This window comes from Nocardioides pantholopis (assembly GCF_003710085.1).
Lineage (GTDB): Bacteria > Actinomycetota > Actinomycetes > Propionibacteriales > Nocardioidaceae > Nocardioides > Nocardioides pantholopis.
This window is the reverse complement of the sequence record NZ_CP033324.1, coordinates 1,627,311-1,653,370: the sequence shown is the minus strand read 5'-3', so window position 1 is coordinate 1,653,370 and position 26,060 is coordinate 1,627,311. Positions and strand designations below refer to the sequence as shown.

Sequence of the window (26,060 nt, the reverse complement as noted above, 5' to 3'; positions counted from 1 at the left end):
CGGCGGCGGGCCCGAGGGCGGAGGGCTGGACGGCGGCGGGCCCGACGGACCGGGCGGCTGAGAGCTGGACACGGCCGCAGTGTAACCAGGGCCGAGCCCGGATCAGCGGGATCGCGCGGGCCACTCCCGAGGCACGATGAAATAGACCAGCACCAGCGCGAGCAGCCCGCCGAACGGCATCACGACGTAGGGGCTCACCCCGACGACCTGCAGGTCGTCGGGCAGGCGGGTGCCGACCTCGGCGGACGCCGCGAGGGCCTCGGGGTCCGCGGGACCCAGCCAGACGCCCACCCGGGCCATGACCACGCCGGCCACGGCGGTGCCGAGCAGCAGGGCTCCGAGCGTCACCAGCTCCGAGCGCCGCGCAGCCAGCGACGCGACCAGCCCGGCGACCAGGCCGGCCCCCAGGGCCACCAGCGTGTACAGCGCGGTGCCGCTGAAGTCCCCGGCCCGCCCGGTCTCGGGGGGCGTCGGGGTCCAGCACTGCTCCGCGGGGGCACAGCCCGGGCTCGCGACGACGACCCCCTGAGCGGGATTCCACAGCTGGTACCAGAGCAGGCCCCCGAGCACGCCGAGGACCAGGCAGCCCACCACGACCAGCAGGCCCTGGCGCACCAGTGCGCCCGTGGAGTCGTCGCTCCGCACGGAGTCGTGGGGGGCGCTCATCAGCCGGTCAGGCAACCGGGGCCCAGGAGCTGCTTGAGGTCGGCGAACAGCGCCGAGCTGGGCGTCACGCGGTGGTCCAGGGCCATGACCAGAGTCTTATCCCGGTTCAGCAAACGCAGGCGCACCTCGGTCATCCCCCGGTGGGTCCCGAGGACGTCCTTGAGCTGGGCCACGACCGGCGGCGTGCACCGGGTCTGCGGCAGGCTGATGACGACCGGTCCGCTGGGCCCCTCCGAGATGTCGGGGACCGAGATCTCCTGGCCGTGGATCTCCGGCTGGTCCTTGCTCTTGGAGAGCCGCCCCCGGACCGTCAGGATCGCGTCCTCGACCAGGTAGGTGCTGGCCAGCTGGTAGGCGCTGGGGAACAGCAGCACGTCGATCGCGCCGTCGAGGTCCTCCAGCGTCACCATCGCCCACGCGTCGCCGCGCTTGGTGATCTTGCGCTGCACCGAGGTGACCAGGCCGCTCACGCAGATCGGGGAGCCGTCGGCGCGCTCCTCGTCGAGCATCAGCTCGCCGATCGAGCAGTCGGTGCCGGCGGAGAGCACGTGCTCGAGCCCCAGCAGCGGGTGGTCGGAGACGTAGAGGCCGAGCATGTCCCGCTCGTGGCCGAGCAGTGTCATCTTGTCCCACTCGGGCAGGTCCGGGATCGTCACGCTGATCCCGAAGCCGCCCCCGCCGTCCTCCTCCAGGCCTCCGAAGAGCGAGTCCTGCCCGATCGCCTCGTTGCGCTTGATGTCGACGTACTGGTCCACGGCCGTCTCGTGGATCGCGACCAGCGACCGGCGCAGGTGCTGCATCTCGTCGAAGGCGCCAGCCTTGATCAGCGACTCCACGACCCGCTTGTTGCACACGTGGACGGGGACCTTGGCCATGAAGTCGTTGAAGTCGCTGTAGCGGCCCTTCTCCTCGCGGGCGGCCACGATGCCCTCGACGACGTTGCTGCCCACGTTGCGCACCGCGGTGAGCCCGAAGCGCACGTCGGTGCCGACCGGGGTGAAGTCCGCCGCGGAGGAGTTGACGTCCGGTGGCAGCACCTGGATCTTCATCCGCCGGCACTCGTTGAGGTAGATCGCCGACTTGTCCTTGTCGTCGCGCGTGGAGGTCAGCAGCGCGGCCATGTACTCGGCCGGGTAGTTCGCCTTCAGGTAGGCGGTCCAGTACGAGACCAGGCCGTACGCCGCGGAGTGCGCCTTGTTGAAGGCGTAGTCGGAGAACGGCAGCAGGATGTCCCACAGCGTCTTGACAGCGGCCATCGAGTAGCCGCGCTCCTGCATGCCGGCCGAGAAGCCCGCGAACTGCTTGTCCAGCTCGGACTTCTTCTTCTTGCCCATGGCGCGGCGCAGGATGTCGGCCTGGCCCAGCGTGTAGCCCGCGAGCTTCTGGGCGATCGCCATGACCTGCTCCTGGTAGACGATCAGGCCGTAGGTCTCCCCCAGGATGTCGGCGAGCGGCTCGGCCAGCTCGGGGTGGATCGGCTCCACCGGCTCGCGGCCGGTCTTGCGGCGGGCGTACTTGTTGTGCGAGTCGGCACCCATCGGACCGGGCCGGTACAGCGCGCCGACCGCGGAGATGTCGGCGAACGTGTCGGGGCGCATCGAGCGCAGCAGCGCCCGCATCGGGCCGCCGTCGAGCTGGAAGACGCCGAGGGTGTCGCCGCGCTGGAGCAGACCGAACGTGGCCTCGTCGGTGAGCGGCAGGTCCTCCAGGACGATCGTCTCGCCGCGGTTGGCGGCGATGTTCTTGACCGCGTCGTCGAGCACCGTGAGGTTGCGCAGCCCCAGGAAGTCCATCTTGATCAGGCCGAGGCCCTCACAGGTGGGGTAGTCGAACTGGGTGATCATCGCGCCGTCGGCCGGGCGCCGCAGCAGCGGGATCACGTCGACCAGCGGCTCGCTGGACATGATCACGCCGGCGGCGTGCACGCCCCACTGCCGCTTGAGGCCCTCGATGCCGATCGCGGTGTCGACCACCCGGCGGACGTCGGCGTCCCCGTCGTAGAGGGTGCGGAACTCCCCGCCCTCACCGAAGCGCTTGTGCTCGGGGTCGAAGATCTCCTTGAGCGGGACGTCCTTGCCCATCACCGCCGCGGGCATGGCCTTGGTGATCCGGTCGCCCATCGCGAACGGGTAGCCGAGGATGCGGCTGGAGTCCTTGACCGCCTGCTTGGCCTTGATGGTGCCGTAGGTGACGATGTAGGAGACCCGGTCGTCGCCGTACTTGTCGGTGACGTAGCGGATCACCTCGCCGCGCCGGCGCTCGTCGAAGTCGATGTCGAAGTCGGGCATCGAGACCCGGTCGGGGTTGAGGAAGCGCTCGAAGATCAGGCCGTGCTCGAGCGGGTCGAGGTCGGTGATCCGCATCGCGTACGCGACCATCGAGCCGGCGCCGGAGCCGCGGCCGGGACCGACCCGGATGCCGTTGTCCTTGGCCCAGTTGATGAAGTCGGCGACGACCAGGAAGTAGCCGGGGAACCCCATGCTGGTGATGACGCCGATCTCGAACTCGGCCTGCTTGCGGACCTTGTCCGGGATCCCCTGCGGGTAGCGGACCCGCAGCCCGCGCTCGACCTCCTTGACCAGCCAGGAGTCCTCGCTCTCGCCCTCGGGGACCGGGAACTTCGGCATGTACTTGCCGACGCCCTCGGAGAACTCCACGTCGCAGCGCTCGGCGATGAGCAGGGTGTTGTCGCAGGCCTCGCGCAGGTCGTACTTGTCGACCCACAGCGCCCGCATCTCCGCGGGGCTCTTGATGTAGTAGCCGTCACCGCTGAAGGCGAAGCGCTGCCCCGGGCCGTCGCCGGCCGGGATGTCCATCGTCGAGCCGGAGTTGATGCACAGCAGGTGCTCCTGGGACTTGGCGTCCTCGCGCATCACGTAGTGCGAGTCGTTGGTCGCCAGCAGCGGGATGCCGAGGTCCTTGCCGAGCCGGAGCAGGCCGTCGCGGACCCGGTTCTCGATCGAGAGACCGTGGTCCATCAGCTCCAGGAAGTAGTTCTCCTTGCCGAGGATGTCCTGGTAGTCGCTGGCCACCTGGCGCGCGGCGTCGTACTGGCCGTAGCGCAGGTGCACCTGGATCTCGCCCGAGGGACAGCCGGTGGTGCCGATGATGCCCGCGGAGTGCTGGGCCAGCAGCTCGCGGTCCATGCGCGGCTGCTTGAAGAACCCGTCGCGCCAGGCGCCGGTGGAGAGCCGGAAGAGGTTGTGCATCCCCTCGGTCGACTCGCTCAGCAGCGTCATGTGCGTGTACGCGCCGCGGGCCGAGACGTCGTCGGGCCCGCCGTCGTAGAAGTTCACGCCGCGCTTCTCGAACCGGGAGATGTTCGGCGCGAAGTAGGCCTCGATGCCGATGATCGGCTTGACGCCGGCGTCCTTGGCCTTGCGGTAGAACTCGTAGGCGCCGAACACGTTGCCGTGGTCGGTCATCGCGATCGCGGGCATGCCGAGCTCGGCGGTGCGCTCGGCCATCGCACCCAGCCGCGCGGCACCGTCGAGCATGGAGTACTCGGTGTGCACGTGGAGGTGGACGAACGAGTCCTGGGAACCGGTCGACATCGTCGCCTGGGGGTCCTTCCTGGCAGCACTGAGCACCGCCCTGGTGGGCGGTCGGGATCTCTCGGGGAAGAGTGTCAGCCTAACCTGCCAGGGACCACCGACACCGCCGGCCGACCGTGTCGCCGGCACTCGTGTGCGGCACCTCACCGGCGGCCCGACGGACGACCCGACGAGGGCCGACGAGGGCCGACGAGGGCCGCGCACCGGGGTCAGGCGGGCTGCCAGACGACCCGGATGTCGGGCGAGCGCTCCTCGTTCTCGGAGCCGTCGGTGCGCTCGACCTCGACCAGGCCGTGGCGGGCGTAGAAGCGCCGGGCCGGGGCGTTGATCTCGAAGACCCACAGCCCGAAGCCGGCGGGCCGCAGCTGCTTGGCGAGCTCGAGCAGCGCGGTCCCGATCCCGTGCCCGGCCTGGCCGGGTACGACGTACAGGTCGTCGATCCAGTCCCCGCTCAGCCGCAGGTAGGCCACCACGGCGCCCGCGACCTCGGCGACCCAGACCTCGTCGGTGGCGAGGCGGCCGCGCAGCCACGGCAGTGCCTCGGCGTCCGGGTGCGCCGCGGGCGGCATCGTGCCCGCCCGGACCGCGCTGCGCCGCGAGGCGAGGTGGACCGCAGCGACCGCCGGGGCGTCCTCGATCCCCGCGGGCCGCAGGAGCAGCTCGTCCTCAGCTGGCGTCACGAATCACGTCGAGGGCGTGGGCCAGGTCCGCAGGGTAGGACGACTCGTACTCGACCTGCGCCCCGCTCTCGGGGTGCTCGAAGCCCAGGCGCACGGCGTGCAGCCACTGGCGCTCCAGCCCCACCCGGCGCGCCAGCGTCGGGTCGGCGCCGTAGGTCAGGTCACCGACGCACGGGTGCTTCAGCGCGGACATGTGCACCCGGATCTGGTGGGTGCGCCCGGTCTCGAGGTGCACCTCGAGCAGGCTCGCGAAGCGGTGCGCCTCGAGGGTCTCGTAGTGGGTGACGCTCGCGCGGCCGTCGGCCATCACCGCGAACTTGTAGTCGGCGCGCGGGTGCCGGCCGATGGGGGCGTCGACGGTGCCCTGCAGCGGGTCCGGGTGGCCCTGGACGAGCGCGTGGTAGGTCTTCGCGACAGTCCGGTGCCGGAACGCGTTCTTCAGCACCGAGTAGGCGCGCTCGGACTTCGCGATCACCATGACGCCCGAGGTGCCGACGTCGAGGCGCTGGACGATCCCCTGCCGCTCCGAGGCGCCGCTGGTGGCGATCCGGAACCCGGCACCGACCAGGTGCCCGACGACGGTGGGGCCGTTCCAGCCCGGGGAGGGGTGGACGGCGACGCCGACCGGCTTGTCGATCACCACGATCGAGTCGTCGTCGTGGATGATCTTGATGCCGTCGACGACCTCCGGGACCACCGCGAGGGGGTCGGTCAGCGCCGGGATCGTGACCTCCAGGGTCGACCCGGGCAGCACCCGGTCGCTCTTGCCGATCTCGGCGCCGTCGAGGCGCACCAGCCCCTCCGTGATCAGGTCGGCTGCGCGGCTGCGGGAGACGCCGAACATCCGGGCGATCGCGATGTCCACCCGCTCCCCCGCGAGACCATCCGGGACGGTCAGCGACCGGTGCTCCGAGCCCGCCATCACGCGACCCGGGTGCCGTCGAGCCGGATCCCGCGGAAGGCCAGGACGATGATCAGCGCGGCCGCGAGGTTGATGCAGATGTCGGCGACGTTGAAGACCGGCCAGTTCGGCAGCATCAGGAAGTCGATGACGTGACCGCGCAGCGGCCCGGGCGAGCGCAGGATCCGGTCGGTGAGGTTGCCGGCGACCCCCGCGAGGAGCACCCCGAGGGCGACCCCCCAGGCGTTGCTGCGCACCCGCAGCGCCGCCACGCAGATGGCCACCACGGCGGCGATCGAGATCAGGCTGAGCACGACCGTGTACTCGGTCCCGGTGCTGAACGCGGCTCCGGGGTTCCGGACCAGGTGCAGGACCAGCAGGTCGCCGACGACCGGGACGTCGGGGCGGTCCTGGAGCCTCGCGACGGCGAGCACCTTGGTCGACACGTCCACGACGTACCCGACCAGGGCCACCGCGACGAGCAGCAGCCGGGGTCGCCGCCAGCGCGATCGCGCCTCGGCCGTGGGCCGGCGCTGGTCCTCGTGGTCGTCCGAATCGGCTGTCTCACCTGCGCCGTTCAGCGACGCTCCTCCCGCTGCTTGCATGTCAGGCACAGTGTCGCACGCGGGAAAGCCATCAACCGCATCTTCCCGATCGCCTGGTCGCAGGTCTCACAGGCGCCGTAGGTGCCGTCCTCGATGCGTCCCAGGGCCCGGTCGATCTGGGCCACCTTGTCGCGCTCGCTGGTCAGCACGTGCAGCTCGTGGTCACGCTCGAACGTCGTCGAGCCGACGTCCGCCTGGTCCTGGCCGGCTCCGTCGCCGGCGTCGCGCATCAGGCCGCTCAGCTCGTGCTCGTGCTCCCCCACGATCGTCAGGCTGCGCCCGCGCTGGGCCTGGAGCTCGGCGAGCACCTCCGCCAGCTCCGTCGAGGTCCACGCGCTCTCGCCCTCCTTCACGACCAGGACGGTGGCGTGCTGCGCGGAGGACCCGGACCTGCTCCCCCGGCTCGCCGAGGTCTTCTTCGCGGCGGCCTTCCTCGGCGCGGGCTCCTTGGCGGCGGGGGCCTTGCGCGCCGGGGAGCCCGGGGCAGCGCCCGCGACCTTGCCGTTCACGTCCCGTGCCGCGCTCGCGGACTTGTCGTCGGGTGAGGTGGTCTTGCTGCGAGCCATCACGGGCCTCCTCAGGCGCCGGGATTTGTGGCCTGGGCCACAACCGAGTTCACGGACAGTAACCACTTCCCCGCCCTGCCGCCACCCCGTTGTGGAAACCGCGGCGGGCAGGACGCAGCAAAACGCGACGCGGCCGACCCCCTCAGGGGCCGGCCGCGTCGCGGTGAGGCTGTTCTCGTGCTGTGCTGCTCGCTCAGCTCTCGTCGTCGCCGAGGATCGAGCGCAGGCGCTTGGGCGCCGGCTGCTCGTCGGTGGGCGCGGGAGTCTCGGCGGCGCCGTTGAGCGCCTCGAGCTGCTGGGTGAAGTAGGTCTTCAGGCGCGAGCGGTACTCGCGCTCGAAGGACCGCAGCGTCTCCACCTCGTTCGTGAGGCGGTCACGCTCCCGCTCGAGCTCGCCGAACAGCGTCTGGCGCCGCTCCGCGGTCTCGGAGTCCAGCATCTGCGCACGGGTACGGGCGTCGGCCTCGAGCCGGTCCGCCTTGCTCTTCGACTCCGACTCCAGGCGCTCGGCCTTGGTCCGAGCCGCACCGACGATCTTGTCGGCCTCGTTCTTCGCGTCCTCCATGACCTCGTCGGCGTTCCGGGTCGCGATCTCCAGCAGCCGCGCTGCGGCACTGGAGGCCTCGGGGACCGTCTCGACCCGGATGGTCTGGATCGAGCCAGACCCGGGGGCGTACGGCGCCGGGGCGGGCGTCGGAGCAGGAGCAGGCTCGGGAGCCTTCTCCTGGACGACCGGCTCGGGAGCCTTCTCCGCCGGCGCGGGGGCCGGAGCACCCGACTGTGCGGCGGAGAGCTTCGCCCGGAGGTCGTCGTTCTCCTTGGTCAGCCGCGCGAGCTCGGCCTCCACCTCGTCGAGGAACTGGTCGACCTCGCCCATGTCGTAGCCCTCACGAAGCCGGACGGGCGTAAAGCGCTTGTTGCTCACGTCCTCAGGCGTCAGCGGCATGACCTCACCCATTCATTCATCGGTTGCTGATGTGTCCGTCGAACAATAGCGCCTGCGGTGTGACTGGTGTGACCCGCCGGGCACCCGGCCCGCCTCACGCGAACACGCCACGGATGACCGAGAGCAGCACGTAGGTGCAGACCATGACGATCAGGAAGCTGAGGTCCAGGGCGAAGTTGCCGATGCGCAGCGGGGGAATCACGCGGCGCAGCGCCTTGATCGGCGGGTCCGTCACCGTGTAGACGGTCTCCAGCACGACCAGCAGCAGCCCCCGCGGGGACCAGCCGCGCGCGAAGACCTGGACCCAGTCCACGATGAACCGGATCCAGAGCATGGCGAAGAACACCAGGACAACGACATAGAGAAGAACACCAACGGCCTGCACGTGCGGACTTCGCTCCTGCTCGTGAACGAGCCGATACCCCTGACGGGCCTCAGCTCTGGTTGAAGAATCCGCCCTCGGCGATCCGCTGCTTGTCCTCGGAGGAGACCGAGACGTTGGCCGGCGAGAGCAGGAAGACCTTGTTGGTCACGCGCTCGATGGTGCCACGCGTCGCGAAGACCAGGCCCGCCGCGAAGTCCACGAGGCGCTTGGCGTCGGCGTCGTCCATCTCGGAGAGGTTCATGATCACCGGCGTCCCGTCGCGGAAGTTCTCGCCGACGGTCCGGGCCTCGTTGTACGTGCGGGGGTGCAGGGTGAGGATCCGCGAGAGCTCCGCGACCACCCCGACCGGACCGACCGTTCCGGCGGCGCCGGCGGGCACCGGACGGCGGCGCTCGGCGAGGTCCGCGACCGGCGCCGGACGCGCCTCGCGCCGGGCCTCGCGGGTCTTGGGCCGCGACGCCGGCATCGCCTGGGTCTCGGCGCCGTAGCCGTCCCCGTCGTCGTACTGGCCGTCGACCTCGTCGTCGTAGCGACCGGTGTCCTCGACCAGGCCGAGGTACTCGCCGATCCTGCGCATAGCGCCGCTCATGAGTGTTCCCCTTCGGAACTGTGGCACCCGAGTCCGGGTGCACGTGACGGTGATTCGGACACTACTTGGTTTCCGGTCTCGAACCGAGGACCGCCGAGCCGATGCGGACGTGTGTCGCACCGGCGCGCACGGCCTGCTCCAGGTCCCCGCTCATCCCGGCCGAGAGCCAGGTGGCGTCCGGGAAGGTGGCGCGCAGGTCGCGGTGCACCTGCGCGAGCCGGCCGAACGCCGCCTCCGGGTCGCCCCCGAGCGGCGCGACGCCCATCAGTCCGCGCAGCCGGAGCGCGGGCGCCTCGGCGACGGAGGCCGCGAGCGCCGGCACGTCGGCCGGGTCGGCCCCGGCACGGCCGACCGCCCCGGGCGGGTCGAGGCTCACCTGGAGCAGCACGTCCACCGGGGCGTCCCGGCCCTGGGCGCCCCGGTCCAGCGGGCGCACGAGCTTCGAGCGGTCGACCGACTCCACCACCTGGGCGTACGCCGCGACCGCCGCGGCCTTGTTGCTCTGCAGGCCGCCGATGAAGTGCCAGGTCAGACCCAAGTCGGCGCACTCGGCAGCCTTCGCCTCGGCCTCCTGGTGGCGGTTCTCCCCCACGTGGCGCACGCCGAGGTCGGCGAGCAGCCGCACGTCGGAGGCGGGGAAGAACTTGGTGACGACGACCAGGGTCACCTCGTCGGCGTCGCGGCCGGCGTCCGCGCACGCGCGGGCGATCCGCTCGCGCACGGCGGCGAGGTTGGCCGCCAGCTCCTGGCGTCGCTCCGCGGTGCTGACGTGCCCCTGCGGTCCGGTGCTCATGCACGCCTCCGGATGAGCGCTGCGAGCCGGCCGGCACGAGCGCCGTCGCGGCGGTGAGAGTAGAGGTCCGGGGACTCGCGGGTGCAGCGCGCCGCGTCGACGACCGTGACCCCGTCCCGCTCGAGCTGGGCGCGCACCCCTGCCCCCAGGTCCAGGGCCGGTGTCCCCCACGAGGTCGTCGCCGCGGCGGCCGGCTCGAGAGCGACGATCTCGGCCGCCAGCTCCGTCGGCACCTCGTAGCACGAGCCGCACACGTGCGGACCGATCCAGGCCGTCACGGCCCGCGCACCCCGCTCCCGCATCGCCCGCACCGTCGCCGGCACGACACCGGCGGCGACGCCGGCCCGACCGGCATGGGCCGCCGCGACGACCCCGGCGTCGGGGTCGGCCAGCAGCACCGGGACGCAGTCGGCCACCCGGACCAGGAGCACCACGCCGGCTCGGTCGGTGACCAGCGCGTCGCCGGCGGGCCGCTGCGGCGGGGTCGCGCCGACGGCGACCACCTCGCGCCCGTGCACCTGGCGCAGCTCGGCCAGCCGGTCGCCGGGGGCGAAGTCCTTGAGGACGCGGCGCAGGTTCTCGGCGCGGGCCTGCGGGTCGTCGTCGCCGACGAGAGCGAGGTTGAGGGAGTCGAAGGGGTCGGCGCTGACCCCGCCGGACCGGTCGGTGAAGGCCAGGTCGACGGGGCCGAGGGAGGCGCGGAAGGAGTACAAGCGACTACTTCAGGAAGTCCGGGACGTCCAGGTCGTCGTCGTCGAACTGCACCGGTCGTGGGGCGGACCTCGGCGCCGGGTGGGTCGGCTGGGCCGACGGGGCAGCAGGGCTGCCCTGGCCGGCCTGACTCCCCTGTCCGGCCTGCCCGGCCTGTCCGGCCTGGCCGGACTGGCTCGACTGGCCGGCCGGCGCGGACCGACCGTTCTCGCCCGAGGTCGGCTGGCCCGCCCCGGCACCCGCGGGCACCCGCTCGGCGCGCGGCGCCCGCTCCTCGCGACCCGGCATCGCGGGCCGGGCCTCCTCGACCGCCCGCGGCTTGGTCTCGCGGCGCAGCACGGTCCCCTCGTCGCGGCGCTTGGGGGTGCCGCCGTCGAAGCCGGCGGCGATGACGGTCACGCGGACCTCGTCGCCCAGGGCGTCGTCGATCGTGGCGCCGAAGATGATGTTGGCGTCGGGGTGGACGGCCTCGGCCACCAGCGCGGCGGCCTCGTTGATCTCGAACAGCCCGAGGTCCGAGCCACCAGCGATCGAGAGCAGCACACCGTGGGCACCCTCGATGGAGGCCTCGAGGAGCGGGCTGGAGACGGCCACCTCGGCCGCGGCCACGGCGCGGTCCTCGCCACGCGCGGAGCCGATGCCCATCAGCGCGGAGCCGGCATTGGCCATCACCGACTTCACGTCGGCGAAGTCGAGGTTGATCAGGCCCGGGGTCGTGATCAGGTCGGTGATGCCGGAGACGCCCTGGAGCAGCACCTGGTCGGCCTGCTTGAACGCGTCGAGCACCGAGACGTTGCGGTCGCTGATCGAGAGCAGCCGGTCGTTGGGGATCACGATCAGCGTGTCGACCTCCTCGCGGAGCCCGGCGATGCCCTCCTCCGCGGAGTTCGCGCGGCGGCGTCCCTCGAAGGCGAACGGACGGGTCACCACGCCGATGGTCAGGGCGCCCAGCGACCGGGCGATCCGGGCCACGACGGGTGCACCGCCGGTGCCGGTGCCGCCACCCTCACCAGCGGTCACGAACACCATGTCGGCGCCCTTGATGACCTCTTCGATCTCCTCGGCGTGGTCCTCGGCGGCGCGAGCACCGACATCGGGGTTCGCGCCGGCACCGAGCCCGCGGGTCAGCTCCCGCCCGATGTCCAGCTTGACGTCGGCGTCGCTCATCAGCAGCGCCTGAGCGTCGGTGTTGATCGCGATGAACTCGACGCCCTTGAGGCCGACCTCGATCATTCGGTTGACGGCGTTCACGCCGCCGCCACCGATGCCCACGACCTTGATGATGGCCAGGTAGTTCTGCGCTGCTGCCACGGCGAATTGCCTCTCGCTGCTCGGGTCCGGGTCGACGGGCGGGAACTCTGACCCTCAGGCTGAGGGTTATAGTTATGTCAACCTCGTCGTGACTACGACCCTAGGCAGCAGTACGCCGTCACGGCGTCCGACACGCCGGTCGCGCCGCGTCCGAGAAAAGTTCTCGGACCTCAGTCGCGGGTGGTCGGCCGTCCCGGGACGCTGACGTCGTAGGTCCGCGCCCGGCGGGAGATCAGCCGCTCCAGCACGTCGGCCTTGCGGGCGGAGTCCTCGGCGCTCCCCCACACCACCCGGCGCCCGTCGCGCAGGACCAGCGCGATGCGGTCCACGGTGCCGACCTGCACGTGGTCGATGCGCACGGCCAGGTCGTCCGGGAGCGCGGCCACCACCTGGGCGCTCTCGGTGAGCGCCTCGGCGTCGATGACGCCGACCGCCTCCACCCGCGGTACGCCGGCCGGGGCCCGTCGGTAGGTGCGGAAGACGACGCCGTCCTCGTCCATGCCTCGCACGGTCCCGCCCAGCTCCACGACCGCCACGGTCTCGCGCTCCTCGACCTCGACCAGCACGCCGTCGGGCCACTGGCGGGTCACGGTGGCGGAGGCCACCGCGGCGAGGGCCTCGACCCGGGCCTCGACGGCCGGCAGGTCGACGGTCGCGAGCGCGGTCCCGTCCGGGACGTCCGCGGCCGCGCGGACGGCGTCCGCGGTGAGCACCTCCACGCCGCGCACCCGCACCTCGGAGACCGCGAGCCAGGAGGAGAACCACACGGCGTAGCCGCCGCCTGCCAGGACCGCCAGCACCAGGACGCCGACCCCGACCCGACGCCACGCCAGCCAGCGCCGGCGCCACTGGCGCCGGGCGAACGCGCGCCGGGTCCGCTCGGCGGCGGCGGTGTCGGCGCGGTCGGCGGGGTCCGGCCGCTCAGTCCTGGTCGGCACCCGCGCCTCCCAGGAGCTCGAGGACCCGGGGACCGACAGTGGTCACGTCGCCTGCGCCGAGAGTCAGCACCAGGTCTCCGGGACGGGCCCGGGCCGCCAGCTCGCGGGCGGCGTCCTCGAGACCGGACGCGAACGCCACGCGCTGCGGCGGGAGCGGCACCGCGGACGCCACCAGCTCGCCGGTGACCGCGGGGTCGGCCTCCTCGCGGGCCAGGTAGACGTCGAGGACCACTACCTCGTCGGCAGCGCCCAGGGCCTCGCCCATGGCCGTGCCGAAGATCCTGGTCCGGGAGACCAGGTGCGGCTGGAAGGCGACGATCAGGCGTCCCTCCCCCGCGACGGCCCGGCCGGCCTGCAGGTCCCCGGCGATCTCGACGGGGTGGTGGGCGTAGCTGTCGTAGACCCGGACCCCGGCGGCCTCGCCCTTGCGCTCCATCCGGCGGCGGGTGCCGGTGAAGCCCTCGAGCCCGGCCCGCAGGCCCTCGAACGACAGCCCGAGGCGGAGCCCGGCGGCCAGGGCGGCCAGCGCGTCCAGCACGTAGTGGCGGCCCGGGATCTGCAGGGTGACCCGGCCCAGCTCGACGTCGCCGTCGAGCACCGTGAACGCGGACGTCGTGCCGACCAGCTCCAGGTCGATCGCCCGCACGTCGGCGTCGGCGGACTCGCCGACCGTGACCACTGTCCGGCCGCGGGCCCGGGTGGCGCGGGCCAGGTCGGCCGCGCCCTCGTCGTCGACGACGCAGACCAGGAACCCGGCGGGGTCGACGTGCTCGGCGAACTCGGTGAACGCCGCCCGGTAGGCCTCCTCGGTGCCCCAGTTGTCGAGGTGGTCGGCCTCGACGTTGGTGACGATCGCCGCCCACGGGCGGTAGACCAGGAAGGCGCCGTCGCTCTCGTCGGCCTCGGCGACGAAGAGGTCGCCCGTGCCCTCGCCGGCGTTGCGGCCGGTCTGGGCGAGGTCACCGCCCACGGCGTACGTCGGGTCCGCGCCGGCGGCCTGCAGGGCGACTGTCAGCAGCGAGGTGGTCGTGGTCTTGCCGTGGGTGCCGGCGACCGCCAGCACCCGGCGCCCGGCCATCAGCGAGGCGAGCGCCGCCGAGCGCGGCAGCACCCGCAGGCCTCGCCGGACGGCCTCGAGGTACTCGGGGTTGTCCTCACGGACCGCCGTGGAGACCACCACCGTGTCCGCGTCGCCCAGCTGGTCGGCCGCGTGCCCGGCGTGAACCCGGGCGCCGAGCGCCCGCAGCCCCTCCAGCGTCGGGGAGTCCACCCCGTCGCTGCCGCTGACCGGGATGCCGCGCGCCAGCATGATCCGGGCGATCCCGGACAGGCCGGCGCCGCCGATGCCGACGAAGTGCACCCGGCCGAGCCGGTCGGCGGGCAGGATCTCCTCGGGAACCGCGACCTTCACCGGGCCGCCTCCACGATCATCGCGGCGAGCCGGTCGTCGGCGTCGCGCGGGACCAGCCCGGCGGCGGCCACGCTCATCGCGTGCAGCCGGTCGGGGTCGGTGAGCAGGCCGGGGACGTTCGCGACCACCCACTCCGTGGTCAGCTCGGCGTCGGGGACCAGCAGGCCGCCGCCGGCGGCCACGACCGGGCGGGCGTTGCGCTCCTGCTCGCCGTTGCCGATCGGCAGCGGCACGAAGACCGCCGGCAGGCCGACCGCGGCCGCCTCGCTGACGCTGCTGGCGCCGGCGCGGCAGACCACCAGGTCGGCCGCGGCGTAGGCGAGGTCCATCCGGTCGATGTAGTCGAGCACGACGTACGGCACGACGTTCGCCACGACGTCCGAGGCCGGGTTCGCCGCGGAGCCCACGGGCAGCGCGGGCTCGGCTCCCCCGTGCTTGCCCTGGGCGTGCAGCACCTGGGCCCCGGCCTCGGCCAGGGCTCCGGCGGCGCCGGAGACTGCCTGGTTCAGCCGCCGGGCGCCCTGGGAGCCGCCGGTGACCAGCAGCGTCGGGCGCTCGGCGTCCAGGCCGAAGAACTCGCGCGCCTCGGCGCGGCGGGCGGGCCGGTCCAGCCGGGAGATCATCGTGCGGATCGGCAGCCCGACGTACTCGGCGCCGTGCAGCGGGGTGTCCGGGAAGCTGACAGCGACCCGGGCGGCTGATCGGGACCCGACCCGGTTGGCCAGGCCCGGCACGGCGTTCTGCTCGTGGATGACGTAGGGGATGCCCCGCTTGCGCGCGGTGAGGTACGCCGGCAGCGAGACGTAGCCGCCGTAGCCGACGAGGACGTCGGGCCGGACCCGGTCGAAGACCGCCTCCGTCGCCCGGCGCGCCTCCTGGAGCCGGCGCGGCACGGTCAGCAGGTCCTTGCCCAGCCGCCGCGGCAGCGGGACCGGCGGGATCAGCTCCAGCGGGTAGCCCGCGGCCGGGACCACCGTGTTCTCCAGCCCCCGCGGGGTGCCGAGGCAGGTGATCGCCACGTCGGGGTCGAGGCGACGCAGGGCGTCGGCCGTGGCGAGCAGGGGCGAGGTGTGGCCGGCGGTGCCGCCGCCGGCGAGGAGTACGCGCATCGGACCAACTCTAGGGATTCGTCGAACCGGACCGACCGGCGGACAGGCCCGCCGACCGGGACCGCTTGCGCTGGGCCAGCGCCCGGGCCGCCCCGGGCTCGCGCCGGGCGAAGCCGACGAGCAGGCCGAGCGCGACCAGGGACGGCAGCAGCGAGGAGCCGCCGTAGGAGATCAGCGGCAGCGGGATGCCGATCACCGGCAGCAGCGCCAGGACCATCCCGACGTTGATCATCATCTGGCCGACCAGCCAGACAACGATGCCGAAGCTGGCGTAGCGCACGAACGGGTCGGCGGTCTCGCGGGCCAGCCGCAGCGCCGCGTAGGCGATCGTGAGGAAGAGCACGACGACCAGGAGCGTGCCGACCAGGCCGAGCTCCTCGCCGAGCACCGCGAAGATGAAGTCGGTGTGCGCCTCGGGCAGGTCGCCCCACTTCTGCTGGCTGGCGCCGATGCCCTCGCCGAACCAGCCGCCGCTGGAGAGCGCGTAGAGGCCGTGGGCCGGCTGCCAGCCGGTGTCGTGGTAGTCCTTGAACGGATCCACGAAGTTCGTGAGCCGGGCCATCCGCTCCGCGTCCAGGGCCGCGAAGCTGAGCACGACGGCGCCGATCGCGAGGATGCCGATCGTGAAGAACCGCCGGGGCGCACCGACCACGAACAGCAGGCCGACCAGGATCGTGGCGAAGACCAGGGTGGTGCCGAGGTCGCGACCCGCCATCACCAGGCCGGTCGCCGCGAGGAAGCCGGGCACGACCGGGACGATCAGGTGCATCAGGTCGCCGAGGCGGCGCTCCTTGACCGCGAACACGTGGGCCGCCCAGAGCACGATCGCCAGCTTGGCGATCTCCGAGGGCTGGATCGCGAGCGAGCCGACGCCGAGCCAGTTCTGGTTGCCGTTGACCTGCTTGCCGATGAAGACCGTGAGCAGCAGCAGCACCAGCGCGACGCCGAGGGCCGGATAGGTCAGGTTGCGGATCAGCCGCAGCGGGAGCCGGCTGGCGACCCACGCGGCGGGGAGGCCGACGGCGACCCAGAGGAGCTGGCGCTTGACGACTGCGTAGGAGTCGCCCTGCGTCTGGAAGGAGTAGACGCTCGAGGCGCTGAGGACCATGACCAGCCCGATGGTCAGCAGCAGGCCCGAGGCCCCGAGCAGCAGGTAGTACGCCGTGAGCGGACGGTCCAGGGCGTCCCGGGCGGTGGCCAGCCAGCGCAGCCGCGCGGGCCGGCCCGGTCCGGGGTCCGGGGTCCCCGAGGAGGCCGTGCGCTCCGGCCTCACGGTCGTCGTCACGCGTTCCCCTCCCGGCCCGTCGTCGAGGTACCAGTCTCGTCGGGAGGGGCCGTCGTACGGCGGATTGGCCGAAGGTGTGTTGCGGGCTCAGCGGCCCCGGCTGGCGCGCAGCCCGTCGCGGACGGCGTGCTGGCTCACCCCGTGGGCGCGCGCGAGGGCGGCGGCGGCGAGGGCGTGGCGCACCGGGTCCGGGTCAGCCTCGCCGTCGGCGTCCGGGTCCTGCCCGCCGGTGGGCGGCTGCGGGAGGACGTCGCCCAGCGATCCCAGCTCGGCGGCGCTGCTGGCCCGCTCGGCGATGAACGCGCGGTCGACGAGGAGGTCCTCGACCAGGCCCAGCATCCCCACGCCGGGCATCCCGAGGGTGATCCCGATCGCCCGGGCGCCCTCGGCGACGTCCGCCTCCCGGACCAGCTCCTCGGTGGCCGGCACCGCCGCGGCGTAGACGCAGGCGAGCCGCACGTGCTCGTAGACCCGGCCCAGGGCGGCGCGCTGCGCCGGGTCGGCAGGCACGTCCAGGACGACCGCGGACTCGGCGGCCAGGCCGCCGGCCCGGCGCAACTGGGCGGGGCTCAGCGCGACCGCCAGCACGTCGTACGACTCGGGGTCCATGACTGCCTCGACCAGCGGCAGGCCACCGTGACCGGCTCGGGCGCTGCGCAGCCCGGCCGCGCGCAGGACCTGGTCGAGCACGCGGGCGGTGCGGGCCGGGTCGGCCGGCCCGCCGGGCTCGCCGGCGGCGCACAGCCAGGGCGCCGGGTGGGCCGGATCCCGCAGCCGCCAGGCCAGGTCGACCTCGCCCCACAGCGGTACGCCGCGCCCGCGGGCCTCCTCGGGCAGCGGCGAGTCGTCCGGCCACTCGGGCGAGACGACGACCACGTCGACGGGCCCGCCCGGGAGCCGCGGCTCCACGCCCAGGCGCACGGTCGCGCCGAGGACCTCCAGCAGCTCGGCCCGCTCCGCGCGGCCGGCATCGCCGGCATCGGGGTCCAGCGCGAGGACCTCGGCGCCCAGGTGCAGCAGGTTGTCGGCCGCCGCGAAGCCCGCGGCACCGAAGCCGAGCACGACCGCACGCACCCCGGACCAGCTGTCCTGGCGCCCCAGCGAGTCGACGTCCACGGTCCCGCTCATCCCCTGCGTCGGCCGGCCATCAGGTGCCGGCCACCCATTCGGCGTAGAAGATCCCCAGCCCGGTGGCCACGCACAGGCCGGCGATGATCCAGAACCGGATCACGACAGTGACCTGCTCCCAGCCGAGCATCTCGAAGTGGTGGTGGACCGGAGCCATCCGGAAGATCCGTCGGCCCTTGGTGATCCGGAAGAACCCGACCTGCATCATCACCGACACGGTCTCCACGACGAACAGGCCGCCGAGGATGACCAGCAGCACCTCGGTGCGGGTCAGGATCGCGAACCCGGCCAGCGCGCTGCCCAGGGCCAGCGAGCCGGTGTCGCCCATGAAGATCTGGGCCGGCGAGGCGTTCCACCACAGGAAGCCGAAGCAGGCGCCGGTGATCGCCGCGGCGATCACGGCGAGGTCCAGCGGGTCGCGGACCTCATAGCACTTGCCGTAGGTGATGTCGGACTGGCCGCACCACTGGTTGTTCTGCCAGATGTTGACCAGGGTGTAGGCGCCGAAGACCATCGTGGCCGCGCCGGCGGCGAGCCCGTCGAGCCCGTCGGTGAGGTTCACGGCGTTGCTGGTGGCGGTGACGATGACCCAGATCAGGGCGAGCACCACGATCACCGGCAGCGTCCAGCTGTCGAAGTCGCGGATGAACGAGATGTGCCGCGAGGCCGGGGTCTCGCCCCGGTCGTCCTCGAGGAACGGCGAGAGCGCCAGCACGCCGAAGACGATCGCGATCACGGTCTGGCCGACGATCTTGGCCTTGCTGCGCAGGCCCAGGCTGCGCTGCTTGTAGATCTTGATGAAGTCGTCGAGGAAGCCGACCAGGCCCATGCCCACGAACAGGAACAGCAGCAGCAGCGCGGACGCCGAGGGCACGTCCCGGGTCAGCAGCTTCGCGGTGAAGTAGCCGATGACGGCAGCCAGGATGATGACGACGCCGCCCATCGTGGGCGTGCCCCGCTTGGTGTGGTGGCTGGTCGGCCCGTCGTCGCGGATCTCCTGCCCGTAGCCCCAGCGGGTGAACTGCCGGATCGCCACCTTCGTGCCGAGCAGCGAGATCAGCAGGGCCAGTCCCCCGCCGATCAGGATCGCTCTCATCGCTGCCCCTCGTCGCGCCGTTTCCCATGCCGGCGGCCCGTTCGCGCGCCGTACCCGTCGGCCCGGCATTCTTCCGCACCGGGGCCGGTCCCTCCTGCGCGCCCCGCCGGGGGCGTACTTCTCCTCACACCAGCTCCCCGAGCAGCTCGCGCACCACGACCCGGTCGTCGAAGGGGTGCACGACGCCGTCGATCTCCTGGCCGGTCTCGTGGCCCTTCCCTGCGACCAGCACGATGTCGCCCGGGCCGGCCAGCCGCAGCGCCTCCCGGATGGCCGCGCGGCGGTCGCCGACCTCGTGGACCTCGGCCGCTCCCCCGCGGGTCCCGGCCAGCACGGCCGCGCGGATCTCGGCGGGGTCCTCGCTGCGCGGGTTGTCGTCGGTCACGACCAGCACGTCGGCGAGCCGGGCGGCGATCTCCCCCATCACCGGGCGCTTGCCGCGGTCGCGGTCGCCGCCGGCGCCGAGCACGACGACCAGCCGGCCGTCGGTGAGCGGGCGCAGCGTGCGCAGCGTCGCCTCGACGGCGTCGGGCTTGTGGGCGTAGTCGACGACGACCTCGAAGTCCTGACCGGCGCTGACCCGCTCCAGGCGGCCCGGTACGCCGGCGCCGGCGGCCATCGCCGCGGCGATCGGCGCCGGGTCCAGCCCGGCCTCCGCGCAGGCCGCGATCGCCGCGAGCGCGTTGGCCACGTTGAAGTCGCCGGGCAGCGGCACGCCGGCGGGCAGGCGCAGCCCGTCGGGGCCGGCGACCGTGAACCGGGAGCCGCCGGGCTCGAGCACCACGTCCAGCGCCCGCCAGTCCGCCTCCGCGCCGGCCGCCGAGAACGTCCGCACCGGCACCGGGGCCTCGCCGGCCAGCCGGCGCCCGTGCTCGTCGTCGACGTTGACCAGCGCCCGGCGGGCCCGCTCGGGGGTGAACAGCGAGGCCTTGGCGCGGTAGTAATCCTCCACGTCGCCGTGGAAGTCGAGGTGGTCGCGGCCGAGGTTGAGGAAGACCGCCACGTCGAAGACGACCCCGTCGACCCGGCCCATCACCAGCGCGTGGCTGGAGACCTCCATCGCGCAGGCGGTCACGCCGCGCTCGCGCATCAGCGCGAACAGCCCGTGCAGGTCGGGCGCCTCCGGGGTGGTCAGCGTGGTGCGGATGTCCGCACCGTCGACCCGGGTGCCGACGGTGCCGACCACCGCGGCCCGGACCCCGGAGCCCTGGAGGCCGCTCTCGGCGAGCCGGGTGGTCGTGGTCTTGCCCTGGGTGCCGGTCACGCCGATCATCCGCAGCGCCGCCGCGGGCTCGCCGTACACGTGGGCGGCCAGCCGGCCCAGCAGCGCCCGCGGCCGCTCCACGACCAGCACGGGGACGCCGTCCGGGACCCGCGCAGCGCCGTCGGGGTCGGTCAGCACCGCCACCGCACCGGCCGCGAGGGCCGCCGGGGCGAAGTCCGCGCCGTGGGCGCGGGCGCCGGGCAGCGCGGCGTACAGGTCGCCGGGGCCGACCCGCTGGGAGCTGAGCGAGACGCCGGTCACCACGACGTCCGCGAGGTCGCCGCGGGTGCTGGTCGTGGGATCGGCGTGGGCGGTCCACGCGGCCAGCTCGGTCAACGGGACCGGCCGGGGCCGCAGCGGCCGGGTCAGGGGGTCACCTCGGTCACCGGGTGAGATTACCGTCGGCCGGGCCCGGCTCCGACCTCACCACTCCACGGGGAGGGTGGAGGGCTCGGTGCCGGTCGGCGGCACGCCGTAGCGCCGCAGCGTGTAGCTCATCAGCTTGGCGAACGCCGGGCCCGTCACCGAGCCACCGCCGCCGCCGTTGCGCGGGTCCTGGACCACCACGTAGATCGTGAACCGGGGGTCGTCGGCCGGGGCGAACCCGGCGAAGGAGACGGTGAAGCTGCCGTCGTAGCAGCCGCACTCCTCGCCCACCCGCTGGGCGGTGCCGGTCTTGCCGGCTACCCGGTAGCCAGGTACGGCGGCCTGCGGCGCGACGCCGGCCTCGGGGTCGACCACGCGCTCCATCATCCGGGCGGTCTGCTCGGCGGCGCGCTCGCTGATCACCCGGCGCGTCGTGGTGTGCTCGGTACCGACCCGGTCGCCGTCGTTGGTCGTGGCGCTGCCCTGAACCAGGCTGGGATCGACCCGGACCCCGCCGTTGGCGATCGTGTTGACCGCCGCCGCCATCTGCACGGCGTTGACCGACAGGGACTGGCCGAAGGCGATCCGGTCCTGGGCCTGGCTGGTCCACAGCGACTCCGTGGGCAGGATGCCGGAGGTCTCGCCGAGCACGCCGATGCCGGTGCGCCGGCCCAGGCCGAAGCCCTCCAGGTAGCCGCGCAGCTCGCCGTCGTCGTACTTGTCGGCGGCGAGGACGGTGCCGATGTTGGAGGACTTCGCGAGCACACCGGTGAGGGTGAGCCGGATCGTCTCGTGGTCGAACCAGTCGCCGATCGGCCGGTCCTGGCGCTCCAGTCGCGGCGGGACCGTGATCTTGGTGCGCGGTGTGACCTTGCCGGCGTCGAGGAGCCCGCCCATCGTGAGCACCTTCTGCACCGACCCGGGCTCGTAGACGTCACTGAGGGCACGGGAGATCCGGTCCGCCTTCGGCGCCTCCGCGGGCTTGTTCGCGTCGAAGGTGGGGTCGTCGGCCACCGCCAGCAGCTCGCCGGTGCGCCGGTCCATGATCACGACGAAGCCGGACTCGGCACCGGAGTCCTCGACGGTCTGGCGCAGCACCCGCTGGGTGTACCACTGCAGGTCGCGGTCGATGGTGGTGCGCAGGTCGCTGCCGTCGACGGCGTCGACCGTCGCGCTCTCGCCGAGCGGCAGCCGGTTGCCGGCGCCGACCTCGTAGCGCGCCGAGCCGTCCTTGCCGGCCAGCTGCTGGTCGAAGGCGAGCTCGAGGCCGGCCAGCGGCTGGTCGCCCTTCTCGGGGTCCGGGGTCCCGAGGAAGCCCACGAGGTTCGCGGCGACGTCGCCGGCGGGATAGGACCGCACCGGGTCGCGGCGCACGATCAGCCCGTCGAAGCCCTCCTCCCGAGCCTTGTCGACCGCGGCGGCCGCGCGGGTGGCCGGCACCTGCCGGGCGACGTACTCGTAGCGGCTGCCCTGCTCGCGCAGCCGCTCCAGCACCGTGAAGTAGTCGACGCCGAGCTCGGTGGCCAGCAGCGTGGCCAGCTCCGGCGCGTCGTCGCGGGTGAGCTGCGGGTCGGCGATCACCATCGACCCCTCGACCGACTCCGCGAGCGGGTCGCCGTTGCGGTCGAGGATGTCGCCGCGCTCGGCCGGGAGGACGACCTCGCGCAGGCCCTCGGCGGCCGCCATCGCGGCGTACGACTTGGGGTCGAAGCCCTGCAGCTGCACCAGCCGGGCCCCGAAGAGCGAGAGCACCATCGCGATCAGCACGAACCCGATCCGCAGCCGCAGGTGCGGCGAGCCGCGCAGGCTGCCGCGGGGACGCGGCGGCGGGGTTCGCGGGGTACGCGGCACGGTGGAGCTCCGGGAGGGTCGACTGGGTCTGGCTGGGACTGCTGGGTTCGGCTGGCTCCGGGTCAGCGCTGGCTGCGGCGGGCTTGCCGGGCCGCGGTGTCCCGGCCCCCATTCCTACCCTCCGCGGCGGTCCCCGCGGCGGCGCCCGCGCCGGTGTCGGCCGAGGAATCCGCGGCGGCGCCCGGGCCGGTCGCCCCGGCGTCGGTGGAGGGCAGGTCGGGCTGGGCGGGTGCCGGGACCACGACCACCCGGGCCGGCGGGTCGAGCGCGGCGGGCAGGCCCTGGGGGCGGGGGTTGACCCGCTCGCCGTCCTGCGCCGCGGCCGGCGCGGGGTTGCCCGAGACCGTGCCGTCGGCGTGCAGGAACGCGGGCGCCGGCGGGGTGCGCATGCCCTGCTTGCGGGCCGCGACCGCGAGACGCTGCGGGTTGCGCAGCTCCTCGAGCTGCGCGGTGAGCTCCTGCTCGCGGGCCTGCAGGTTCGCCGCGCGCTCCTGCAGCGTCGTCGCGGTGAAGGAGGCCTGCTGCATGGAGGTGTTGAACATCAGCAGGCCGACGACTCCCCCGAGCAGCAGGGCGCTGACCAGCAGCACGAACGGAACCCGGGCCGCCCGGGCCGCGCGGGCCCGGGGGACGACGGTGAGCCGGGCCCGCTCGACGGCGTCCCCCGCGATCCGGGGGACGCGGGACCGGGCGGCGCTGGTGGGGCTTACTGCGGGACTGCTCATGACGCCGCTCCGGTGGAAGGCAGGTGGACTCGTTCGACGGCCCGCAGCCGCACGGAGGCGGCGCGGGGGTTCTGGGCGATCTCCTCGGCGTTGGCCTTCTCGGCGCCGCGGGTGACCGTCTTGAAGGGCGGCTCGCTGCCGGCCGGGACGAATGGCAGGTCCGGCGGCACCTCGCTGCGGGTGACGGCGGTGAATGCCTGCTTGACCAGCCGGTCCTCCAGCGAGTGGTACGCCTCGACCACCACGCGCCCGCCGACGCCGACCGCGTCCAGCGCCGCCGGGAGCGCGCGCCGCAGCACGGCGAGCTCGTCGTTGACCTCCATGCGCAGCGCCTGGAAGGTGCGCTTCGCCGGATGGCCGCCGGTACGACGGGCGGGCGCGGGGATCTCGGCGTAGAGCAGCTCGACGAGGCGGGCGGAGCTCGTGAACGGCTCCTTCTCCCGCTCGCGGACCACCGCGCCGGCGATCTTCTTGGCGAACTTCTCCTCGCCGTAGTCGCGCAGCACCCGGGTCAGCTCGGCGTGGGAGTAGGTGTTGAGGACCTCGGCCGCGGTCAGCCCGGTGCTCCCCATCCGCATGTCCAGCGGCGCGTCCTCGGCGTACGCGAAGCCGCGCTCGCGCACGTCGAGCTGCATCGAGGACACGCCCAGGTCGAAGAGCACCGCGTCGACGCGGTCCAGGCCCAGCTCCGCGAGCACGTCGGGCAGCTCGTCGTAGACGGCCTGGACGCCGGTGAACCGGTCGCCGTACGCCGCGAGGCGGGCGCCCGCGAGCTCGAGGGCCGCCGGGTCGCGGTCGACGCCGACCACGCGCGCCCGGCCGAGGCGCTCCAGGACCGCCTCGGAGTGGCCGCCGAGCCCGAGGGTGCAGTCGACGAGCACGGCGCCGTCGTGGTCGAGGGCGGGCGCCAGCAGCGCGACGACCCGGTCGAGCAGGACGGGGACGTGGCGGGGGTTGGCCATCGCGCCGGTCAGCTTCCGAGCCGGAACAGCGCGAGGAGGACGAGGGCCAGGAGCCCCGAGGTCGCAGCCGAGAACGCCATCAGCGCGAGCCGCTCGCGGGCCTGCTGGCGGACCCGGGGTGTCGTCGCGGGCGCGCCCGGGACATCGCGGACGCGACCGACGTCCGCTGCTGTCACCGGTGTGCTGCTCATCTGCTCGACCCCACTCATGTGACTCATGTGCTGCTGCGTGACCTGATCCGGACTCTGGTGCTCGTGCTGGTGCTGGGCCGGATCCGCAGGTCCAGGTCCCTGCCCGCTCCCGGGGAAGTGCCGCCTGGAACCGGGGAAGTTGTCCCAGGGGGCGGGGAGCGGGCTCGAGACCTCGTCCTGCGGGTCCGTGGTGCTGGTGACTAGTTGCTGCTGGGTTCCTCGTCGAGCTCGGCGAACTTGACCTGGGCACCGGTGGAGTACTCCCGCCAGCGGGCCGGGTCCCAGATCTCGATCCGGTCCATCACGCCGATCACGACGACGTCCTTGTCGAGCCCGGCGTAGTCCCGCAGCGGGGCGGGGATGCCGATGCGGCCCTGCTTGTCCAGCGAGCCCTCGTCGGCGCCGGCGAAGAGGATCCGGGCGTACTCCCGGGCGCTCTTGACGGTCATCGGCGTGGCCCGGGCCCGCTGGGCCTCCTCCATGAAGACGTCCGTGGGCCACACGACCAGGCAGTTCTCCTGTCCCTGCGTCACCACGAGCCCCTCCGCGAGTCGATCCCTGAACTTCGCCGGGAGGAAGAGCCGGCCCTTGTCATCGAGCCGCGGCGTGTACGTGCCCATGAAGAACATCGGGCACCTCCAGCCGGTTCATCCCTCCACTTTCCACCACTCTACTCCACTCTCCCCCACCGTCAACCACCGAACGGCTCCTGCGCGCCGGTTTCCGGGGGTTTGGCGTCGCTCGCAGCGGTGAGGCGGGGCCGGGCGCACCCTGCCGCGTCCGAACCGGGCACGGCCGCATCGATGCAGGTCAGAGCGGGAGCGCCGCTCCCCCAGCCCGGCGGCGGGATCGCAACCGGGGGGTGGAGTGGGGGGAGGTGGGGGACGACGGCGCCCAGGTGGGGCGCCGGTGGAGGAACGGAAGCGACGGACGGCGGGCGCAGGCATGCGTAGGTTGAGCGCAGGCCCTACCGTGGGGTCAGTGCTGGGCGCACCCGCGAGGGCGCTCCCCGACAGGTCGCGCTAGACAGGGGAGGACCCGACGTGAGCAACCCGACTCCTGGGGGAGCCGACCTGGAGACCGTGGCCCGGGTCGTGGCCCGGGTCCGCGCGAACATCGAGCGGGTCATCGAGGGCAAGCCCCAGGTGGTGACCTCGGCCCTCGTGGTCCTGCTCGCCGAGGGCCACCTCCTCATCGAGGACGTCCCGGGCGTCGGGAAGACGATGCTCAGCAAGGCGCTGGCGCGCAGCATCGACTGCACGGTGCGCCGGATCCAGTTCACGCCCGACCTGCTGCCCTCCGACGTCACCGGGGTCTCGGTCTTCAACCAGGACACCCGCGAGTTCGAGTTCCGCCCCGGCGGCGTCTTCGCCAACATCGTGGTCGGCGACGAGATCAACCGCGCCTCGCCGAAGACCCAGTCCGCGCTGCTGGAGTGCATGGAGGAGCGCCAGGTCACCGTCGACAGCGCGACCTACCACCTCGATGCGCCGTTCATGGTGATCGCCACCCAGAACCCCGTCGAGATGGAGGGCACCTACACGCTCCCCGAGGCCCAGCGCGACCGCTTCATGGCCCGGGTCTCGGTCGGCTACCCGGTCGAGGCGGCCGAGATCGCGATGATCGGGTCCCACACCGGCGCGAGCCCGCTCGACGACCTGGAGCCGGTCACCGACGCCGCCGAGATCCGCAAGCTCACCTCGATCGTCGGTCAGGTGCACCTCTCCCCCGCCGTGCAGCGCTACGCGGTGGCCCTGACCGGGGCCACCCGCCGCACCGACGACCTCACGCTCGGCGCCTCGCCGCGGGCGACCCTGCACCTGGTCCGCGCCGCCCGGGCGTACGCCGCACTCCAGGGCCGCGACTACGTGCTCCCCGACGACCTGCAGGCACTGGCCCAGCCGGTGCTCGCGCACCGGCTGCTGCCGAGCGTCGAGGCCGCGATGGGCGGGCGGACCGCCCGCGTGGTCCTGGACGGGCTGCTGGCCTCCGTGCCGGTCCCGGACGGGCAGCGGACCGGGGGCTGA

Annotated in this window: 25 protein-coding genes; 1 reads left to right on the top strand and 24 read right to left on the bottom strand. The window is 73.2% G+C overall.

What is annotated here, in order from left to right:
- Window positions 1–102 precede the first annotated feature (102 nt).
- The 24 genes from EBO35_RS07920 to mraZ form a co-directional block, all read right to left on the bottom strand.
- Complete coding sequence (locus EBO35_RS07920; protein ID WP_122817239.1) at window positions 103–666, bottom strand: hypothetical protein; 564 nt, start codon at window positions 664–666, stop codon at window positions 103–105.
- Complete coding sequence (dnaE, locus tag EBO35_RS07915; RefSeq protein ID WP_122817238.1) at window positions 666–4,220, bottom strand: DNA polymerase III subunit alpha; 3,555 nt, start codon at window positions 4,218–4,220, stop codon at window positions 666–668. Before dnaE ends, EBO35_RS07920 begins: the two co-directional genes overlap by 1 nt.
- A gap of 209 nt (window positions 4,221–4,429) precedes the next feature.
- Complete coding sequence (locus tag EBO35_RS07910; RefSeq protein WP_206422707.1) at window positions 4,430–4,900, bottom strand: GNAT family N-acetyltransferase; 471 nt, start codon at window positions 4,898–4,900, stop codon at window positions 4,430–4,432.
- Window positions 4,887–5,822, bottom strand: coding sequence for an RluA family pseudouridine synthase (locus tag EBO35_RS07905; protein ID WP_122817237.1), 936 nt, complete (start codon window positions 5,820–5,822; stop codon window positions 4,887–4,889). Before EBO35_RS07905 ends, EBO35_RS07910 begins: the two co-directional genes overlap by 14 nt.
- Complete coding sequence (gene lspA, locus EBO35_RS07900; protein ID WP_122817236.1) at window positions 5,822–6,406, bottom strand: signal peptidase II; 585 nt, start codon at window positions 6,404–6,406, stop codon at window positions 5,822–5,824. The genes EBO35_RS07905 and lspA overlap by 1 nt, the downstream gene beginning before the upstream one ends.
- Complete coding sequence (locus tag EBO35_RS07895; RefSeq protein ID WP_122817235.1) at window positions 6,379–6,972, bottom strand: TraR/DksA family transcriptional regulator; 594 nt, start codon at window positions 6,970–6,972, stop codon at window positions 6,379–6,381. The genes lspA and EBO35_RS07895 overlap by 28 nt, the downstream gene beginning before the upstream one ends.
- Before the next feature lie 193 nt (window positions 6,973–7,165).
- The gene (locus EBO35_RS20160; RefSeq protein WP_263457646.1) at window positions 7,166–7,918 is read right to left on the bottom strand and encodes a DivIVA domain-containing protein; all 753 of its coding nucleotides are present in this window, start codon (window positions 7,916–7,918) and stop codon (window positions 7,166–7,168) included.
- 94 nt (window positions 7,919–8,012) lie between these two features.
- Complete coding sequence (locus tag EBO35_RS07885; protein WP_241153917.1) at window positions 8,013–8,264, bottom strand: YggT family protein; 252 nt, start codon at window positions 8,262–8,264, stop codon at window positions 8,013–8,015.
- An 88-nt stretch (window positions 8,265–8,352) separates the two neighbouring features.
- Window positions 8,353–8,892, bottom strand: a complete 540-nt coding sequence (locus EBO35_RS07880) for a cell division protein SepF (protein WP_122817232.1) — start codon at window positions 8,890–8,892, stop codon at window positions 8,353–8,355.
- A gap of 61 nt (window positions 8,893–8,953) precedes the next feature.
- Window positions 8,954–9,685, bottom strand: coding sequence for a YggS family pyridoxal phosphate-dependent enzyme (locus EBO35_RS07875; protein WP_122817231.1), 732 nt, complete (start codon window positions 9,683–9,685; stop codon window positions 8,954–8,956).
- Complete coding sequence (gene pgeF / locus EBO35_RS07870) at window positions 9,682–10,398, bottom strand: peptidoglycan editing factor PgeF (RefSeq protein WP_122817230.1); 717 nt, start codon at window positions 10,396–10,398, stop codon at window positions 9,682–9,684. The genes EBO35_RS07875 and pgeF overlap by 4 nt, the downstream gene beginning before the upstream one ends.
- A gap of 4 nt (window positions 10,399–10,402) precedes the next feature.
- On the bottom strand, window positions 10,403–11,707 hold the full coding sequence (gene ftsZ, locus EBO35_RS07865; RefSeq protein WP_122817229.1) for a cell division protein FtsZ: 1,305 nt from the start codon (window positions 11,705–11,707) through the stop codon (window positions 10,403–10,405).
- A gap of 170 nt (window positions 11,708–11,877) precedes the next feature.
- A complete protein-coding gene (locus EBO35_RS07860) occupies window positions 11,878–12,645 on the bottom strand; it encodes a cell division protein FtsQ/DivIB (protein ID WP_241153916.1) in 768 nt (255 codons plus the stop codon).
- Entirely contained in the window at window positions 12,629–14,056 is a 1,428-nt protein-coding gene (murC, locus tag EBO35_RS07855) for a UDP-N-acetylmuramate--L-alanine ligase (RefSeq protein WP_122817227.1), read from the bottom strand. The genes EBO35_RS07860 and murC overlap by 17 nt, the downstream gene beginning before the upstream one ends.
- Window positions 14,053–15,165, bottom strand: coding sequence for an undecaprenyldiphospho-muramoylpentapeptide beta-N-acetylglucosaminyltransferase (gene murG / locus EBO35_RS07850; RefSeq protein ID WP_122817226.1), 1,113 nt, complete (start codon window positions 15,163–15,165; stop codon window positions 14,053–14,055). The genes murC and murG overlap by 4 nt, the downstream gene beginning before the upstream one ends.
- 10 nt (window positions 15,166–15,175) lie before the next feature.
- Window positions 15,176–16,450 (bottom strand): putative lipid II flippase FtsW, encoded by a 1,275-nt coding sequence (ftsW, locus tag EBO35_RS07845; protein ID WP_164477861.1) that lies wholly within the window; start codon window positions 16,448–16,450, stop codon window positions 15,176–15,178.
- 87 nt (window positions 16,451–16,537) lie between these two features.
- On the bottom strand, window positions 16,538–17,578 hold the full coding sequence (locus EBO35_RS07840) for a Mur ligase family protein (RefSeq protein WP_122817225.1): 1,041 nt from the start codon (window positions 17,576–17,578) through the stop codon (window positions 16,538–16,540).
- Window positions 17,579–17,597: 19 nt separating this feature from the next.
- Window positions 17,598–18,674 (bottom strand): phospho-N-acetylmuramoyl-pentapeptide-transferase, encoded by a 1,077-nt coding sequence (gene mraY, locus EBO35_RS07835; RefSeq protein WP_122817224.1) that lies wholly within the window; start codon window positions 18,672–18,674, stop codon window positions 17,598–17,600.
- Between the two features lie 124 nt (window positions 18,675–18,798).
- Complete coding sequence (locus tag EBO35_RS07830; RefSeq protein WP_241153915.1) at window positions 18,799–20,274, bottom strand: UDP-N-acetylmuramoyl-L-alanyl-D-glutamate--2,6-diaminopimelate ligase; 1,476 nt, start codon at window positions 20,272–20,274, stop codon at window positions 18,799–18,801.
- 87 nt (window positions 20,275–20,361) lie between these two features.
- Complete coding sequence (locus EBO35_RS07825; RefSeq protein ID WP_241153914.1) at window positions 20,362–22,155, bottom strand: peptidoglycan D,D-transpeptidase FtsI family protein; 1,794 nt, start codon at window positions 22,153–22,155, stop codon at window positions 20,362–20,364.
- Between the two features lie 62 nt (window positions 22,156–22,217).
- The gene (locus EBO35_RS07820) at window positions 22,218–22,880 is read right to left on the bottom strand and encodes a hypothetical protein (RefSeq protein ID WP_122817222.1); all 663 of its coding nucleotides are present in this window, start codon (window positions 22,878–22,880) and stop codon (window positions 22,218–22,220) included.
- A complete protein-coding gene (gene rsmH / locus EBO35_RS07815; protein ID WP_122817221.1) occupies window positions 22,877–23,842 on the bottom strand; it encodes a 16S rRNA (cytosine(1402)-N(4))-methyltransferase RsmH in 966 nt (321 codons plus the stop codon). The genes EBO35_RS07820 and rsmH overlap by 4 nt, the downstream gene beginning before the upstream one ends.
- An 8-nt stretch (window positions 23,843–23,850) precedes the next feature.
- Window positions 23,851–24,033, bottom strand: coding sequence for a hypothetical protein (locus EBO35_RS07810; protein WP_127480406.1), 183 nt, complete (start codon window positions 24,031–24,033; stop codon window positions 23,851–23,853).
- Window positions 24,034–24,233: 200 nt separating this feature from the next.
- Window positions 24,234–24,662, bottom strand: coding sequence for a division/cell wall cluster transcriptional repressor MraZ (gene mraZ, locus EBO35_RS07805; RefSeq protein ID WP_122817219.1), 429 nt, complete (start codon window positions 24,660–24,662; stop codon window positions 24,234–24,236).
- Window positions 24,663–25,076: 414 nt separating this feature from the next.
- Here mraZ and EBO35_RS07800 point away from each other — a divergent pair, with 414 nt between their 5' ends.
- A complete protein-coding gene (locus tag EBO35_RS07800) occupies window positions 25,077–26,060 on the top strand; it encodes an AAA family ATPase (protein WP_122817218.1) in 984 nt (327 codons plus the stop codon).

Coding starts and splice junctions, on each gene's coding strand:
- mraZ (WP_122817219.1), bottom strand. CDS start 24,662: ATGTTCTTCATGGGCACGTACACGCCGCGGCTCGATGACAAGGGCCGG.
- EBO35_RS07895 (WP_122817235.1), bottom strand. CDS start 6,972: ATGGCTCGCAGCAAGACCACCTCACCCGACGACAAGTCCGCGAGCGCG.
- lspA (WP_122817236.1), bottom strand. CDS start 6,406: ATGCAAGCAGCGGGAGGAGCGTCGCTGAACGGCGCAGGTGAGACAGCC.
- murG (WP_122817226.1), bottom strand. CDS start 15,165: ATGCGCGTACTCCTCGCCGGCGGCGGCACCGCCGGCCACACCTCGCCC.
- EBO35_RS07840 (WP_122817225.1), bottom strand. CDS start 17,578: ATGAGCGGGACCGTGGACGTCGACTCGCTGGGGCGCCAGGACAGCTGG.
- EBO35_RS07880 (WP_122817232.1), bottom strand. CDS start 8,892: ATGAGCGGCGCTATGCGCAGGATCGGCGAGTACCTCGGCCTGGTCGAG.
- mraY (WP_122817224.1), bottom strand. CDS start 18,674: ATGAGAGCGATCCTGATCGGCGGGGGACTGGCCCTGCTGATCTCGCTG.
- rsmH (WP_122817221.1), bottom strand. CDS start 23,842: ATGGCCAACCCCCGCCACGTCCCCGTCCTGCTCGACCGGGTCGTCGCG.
- dnaE (WP_122817238.1), bottom strand. CDS start 4,220: ATGTCGACCGGTTCCCAGGACTCGTTCGTCCACCTCCACGTGCACACC.
- EBO35_RS20160 (WP_263457646.1), bottom strand. CDS start 7,918: ATGCCGCTGACGCCTGAGGACGTGAGCAACAAGCGCTTTACGCCCGTC.
- EBO35_RS07875 (WP_122817231.1), bottom strand. CDS start 9,685: ATGAGCACCGGACCGCAGGGGCACGTCAGCACCGCGGAGCGACGCCAG.
- EBO35_RS07920 (WP_122817239.1), bottom strand. CDS start 666: ATGAGCGCCCCCCACGACTCCGTGCGGAGCGACGACTCCACGGGCGCA.
- EBO35_RS07820 (WP_122817222.1), bottom strand. CDS start 22,880: ATGAGCAGTCCCGCAGTAAGCCCCACCAGCGCCGCCCGGTCCCGCGTC.
- EBO35_RS07905 (WP_122817237.1), bottom strand. CDS start 5,822: ATGGCGGGCTCGGAGCACCGGTCGCTGACCGTCCCGGATGGTCTCGCG.
- EBO35_RS07810 (WP_127480406.1), bottom strand. CDS start 24,033: ATGAGCAGCACACCGGTGACAGCAGCGGACGTCGGTCGCGTCCGCGAT.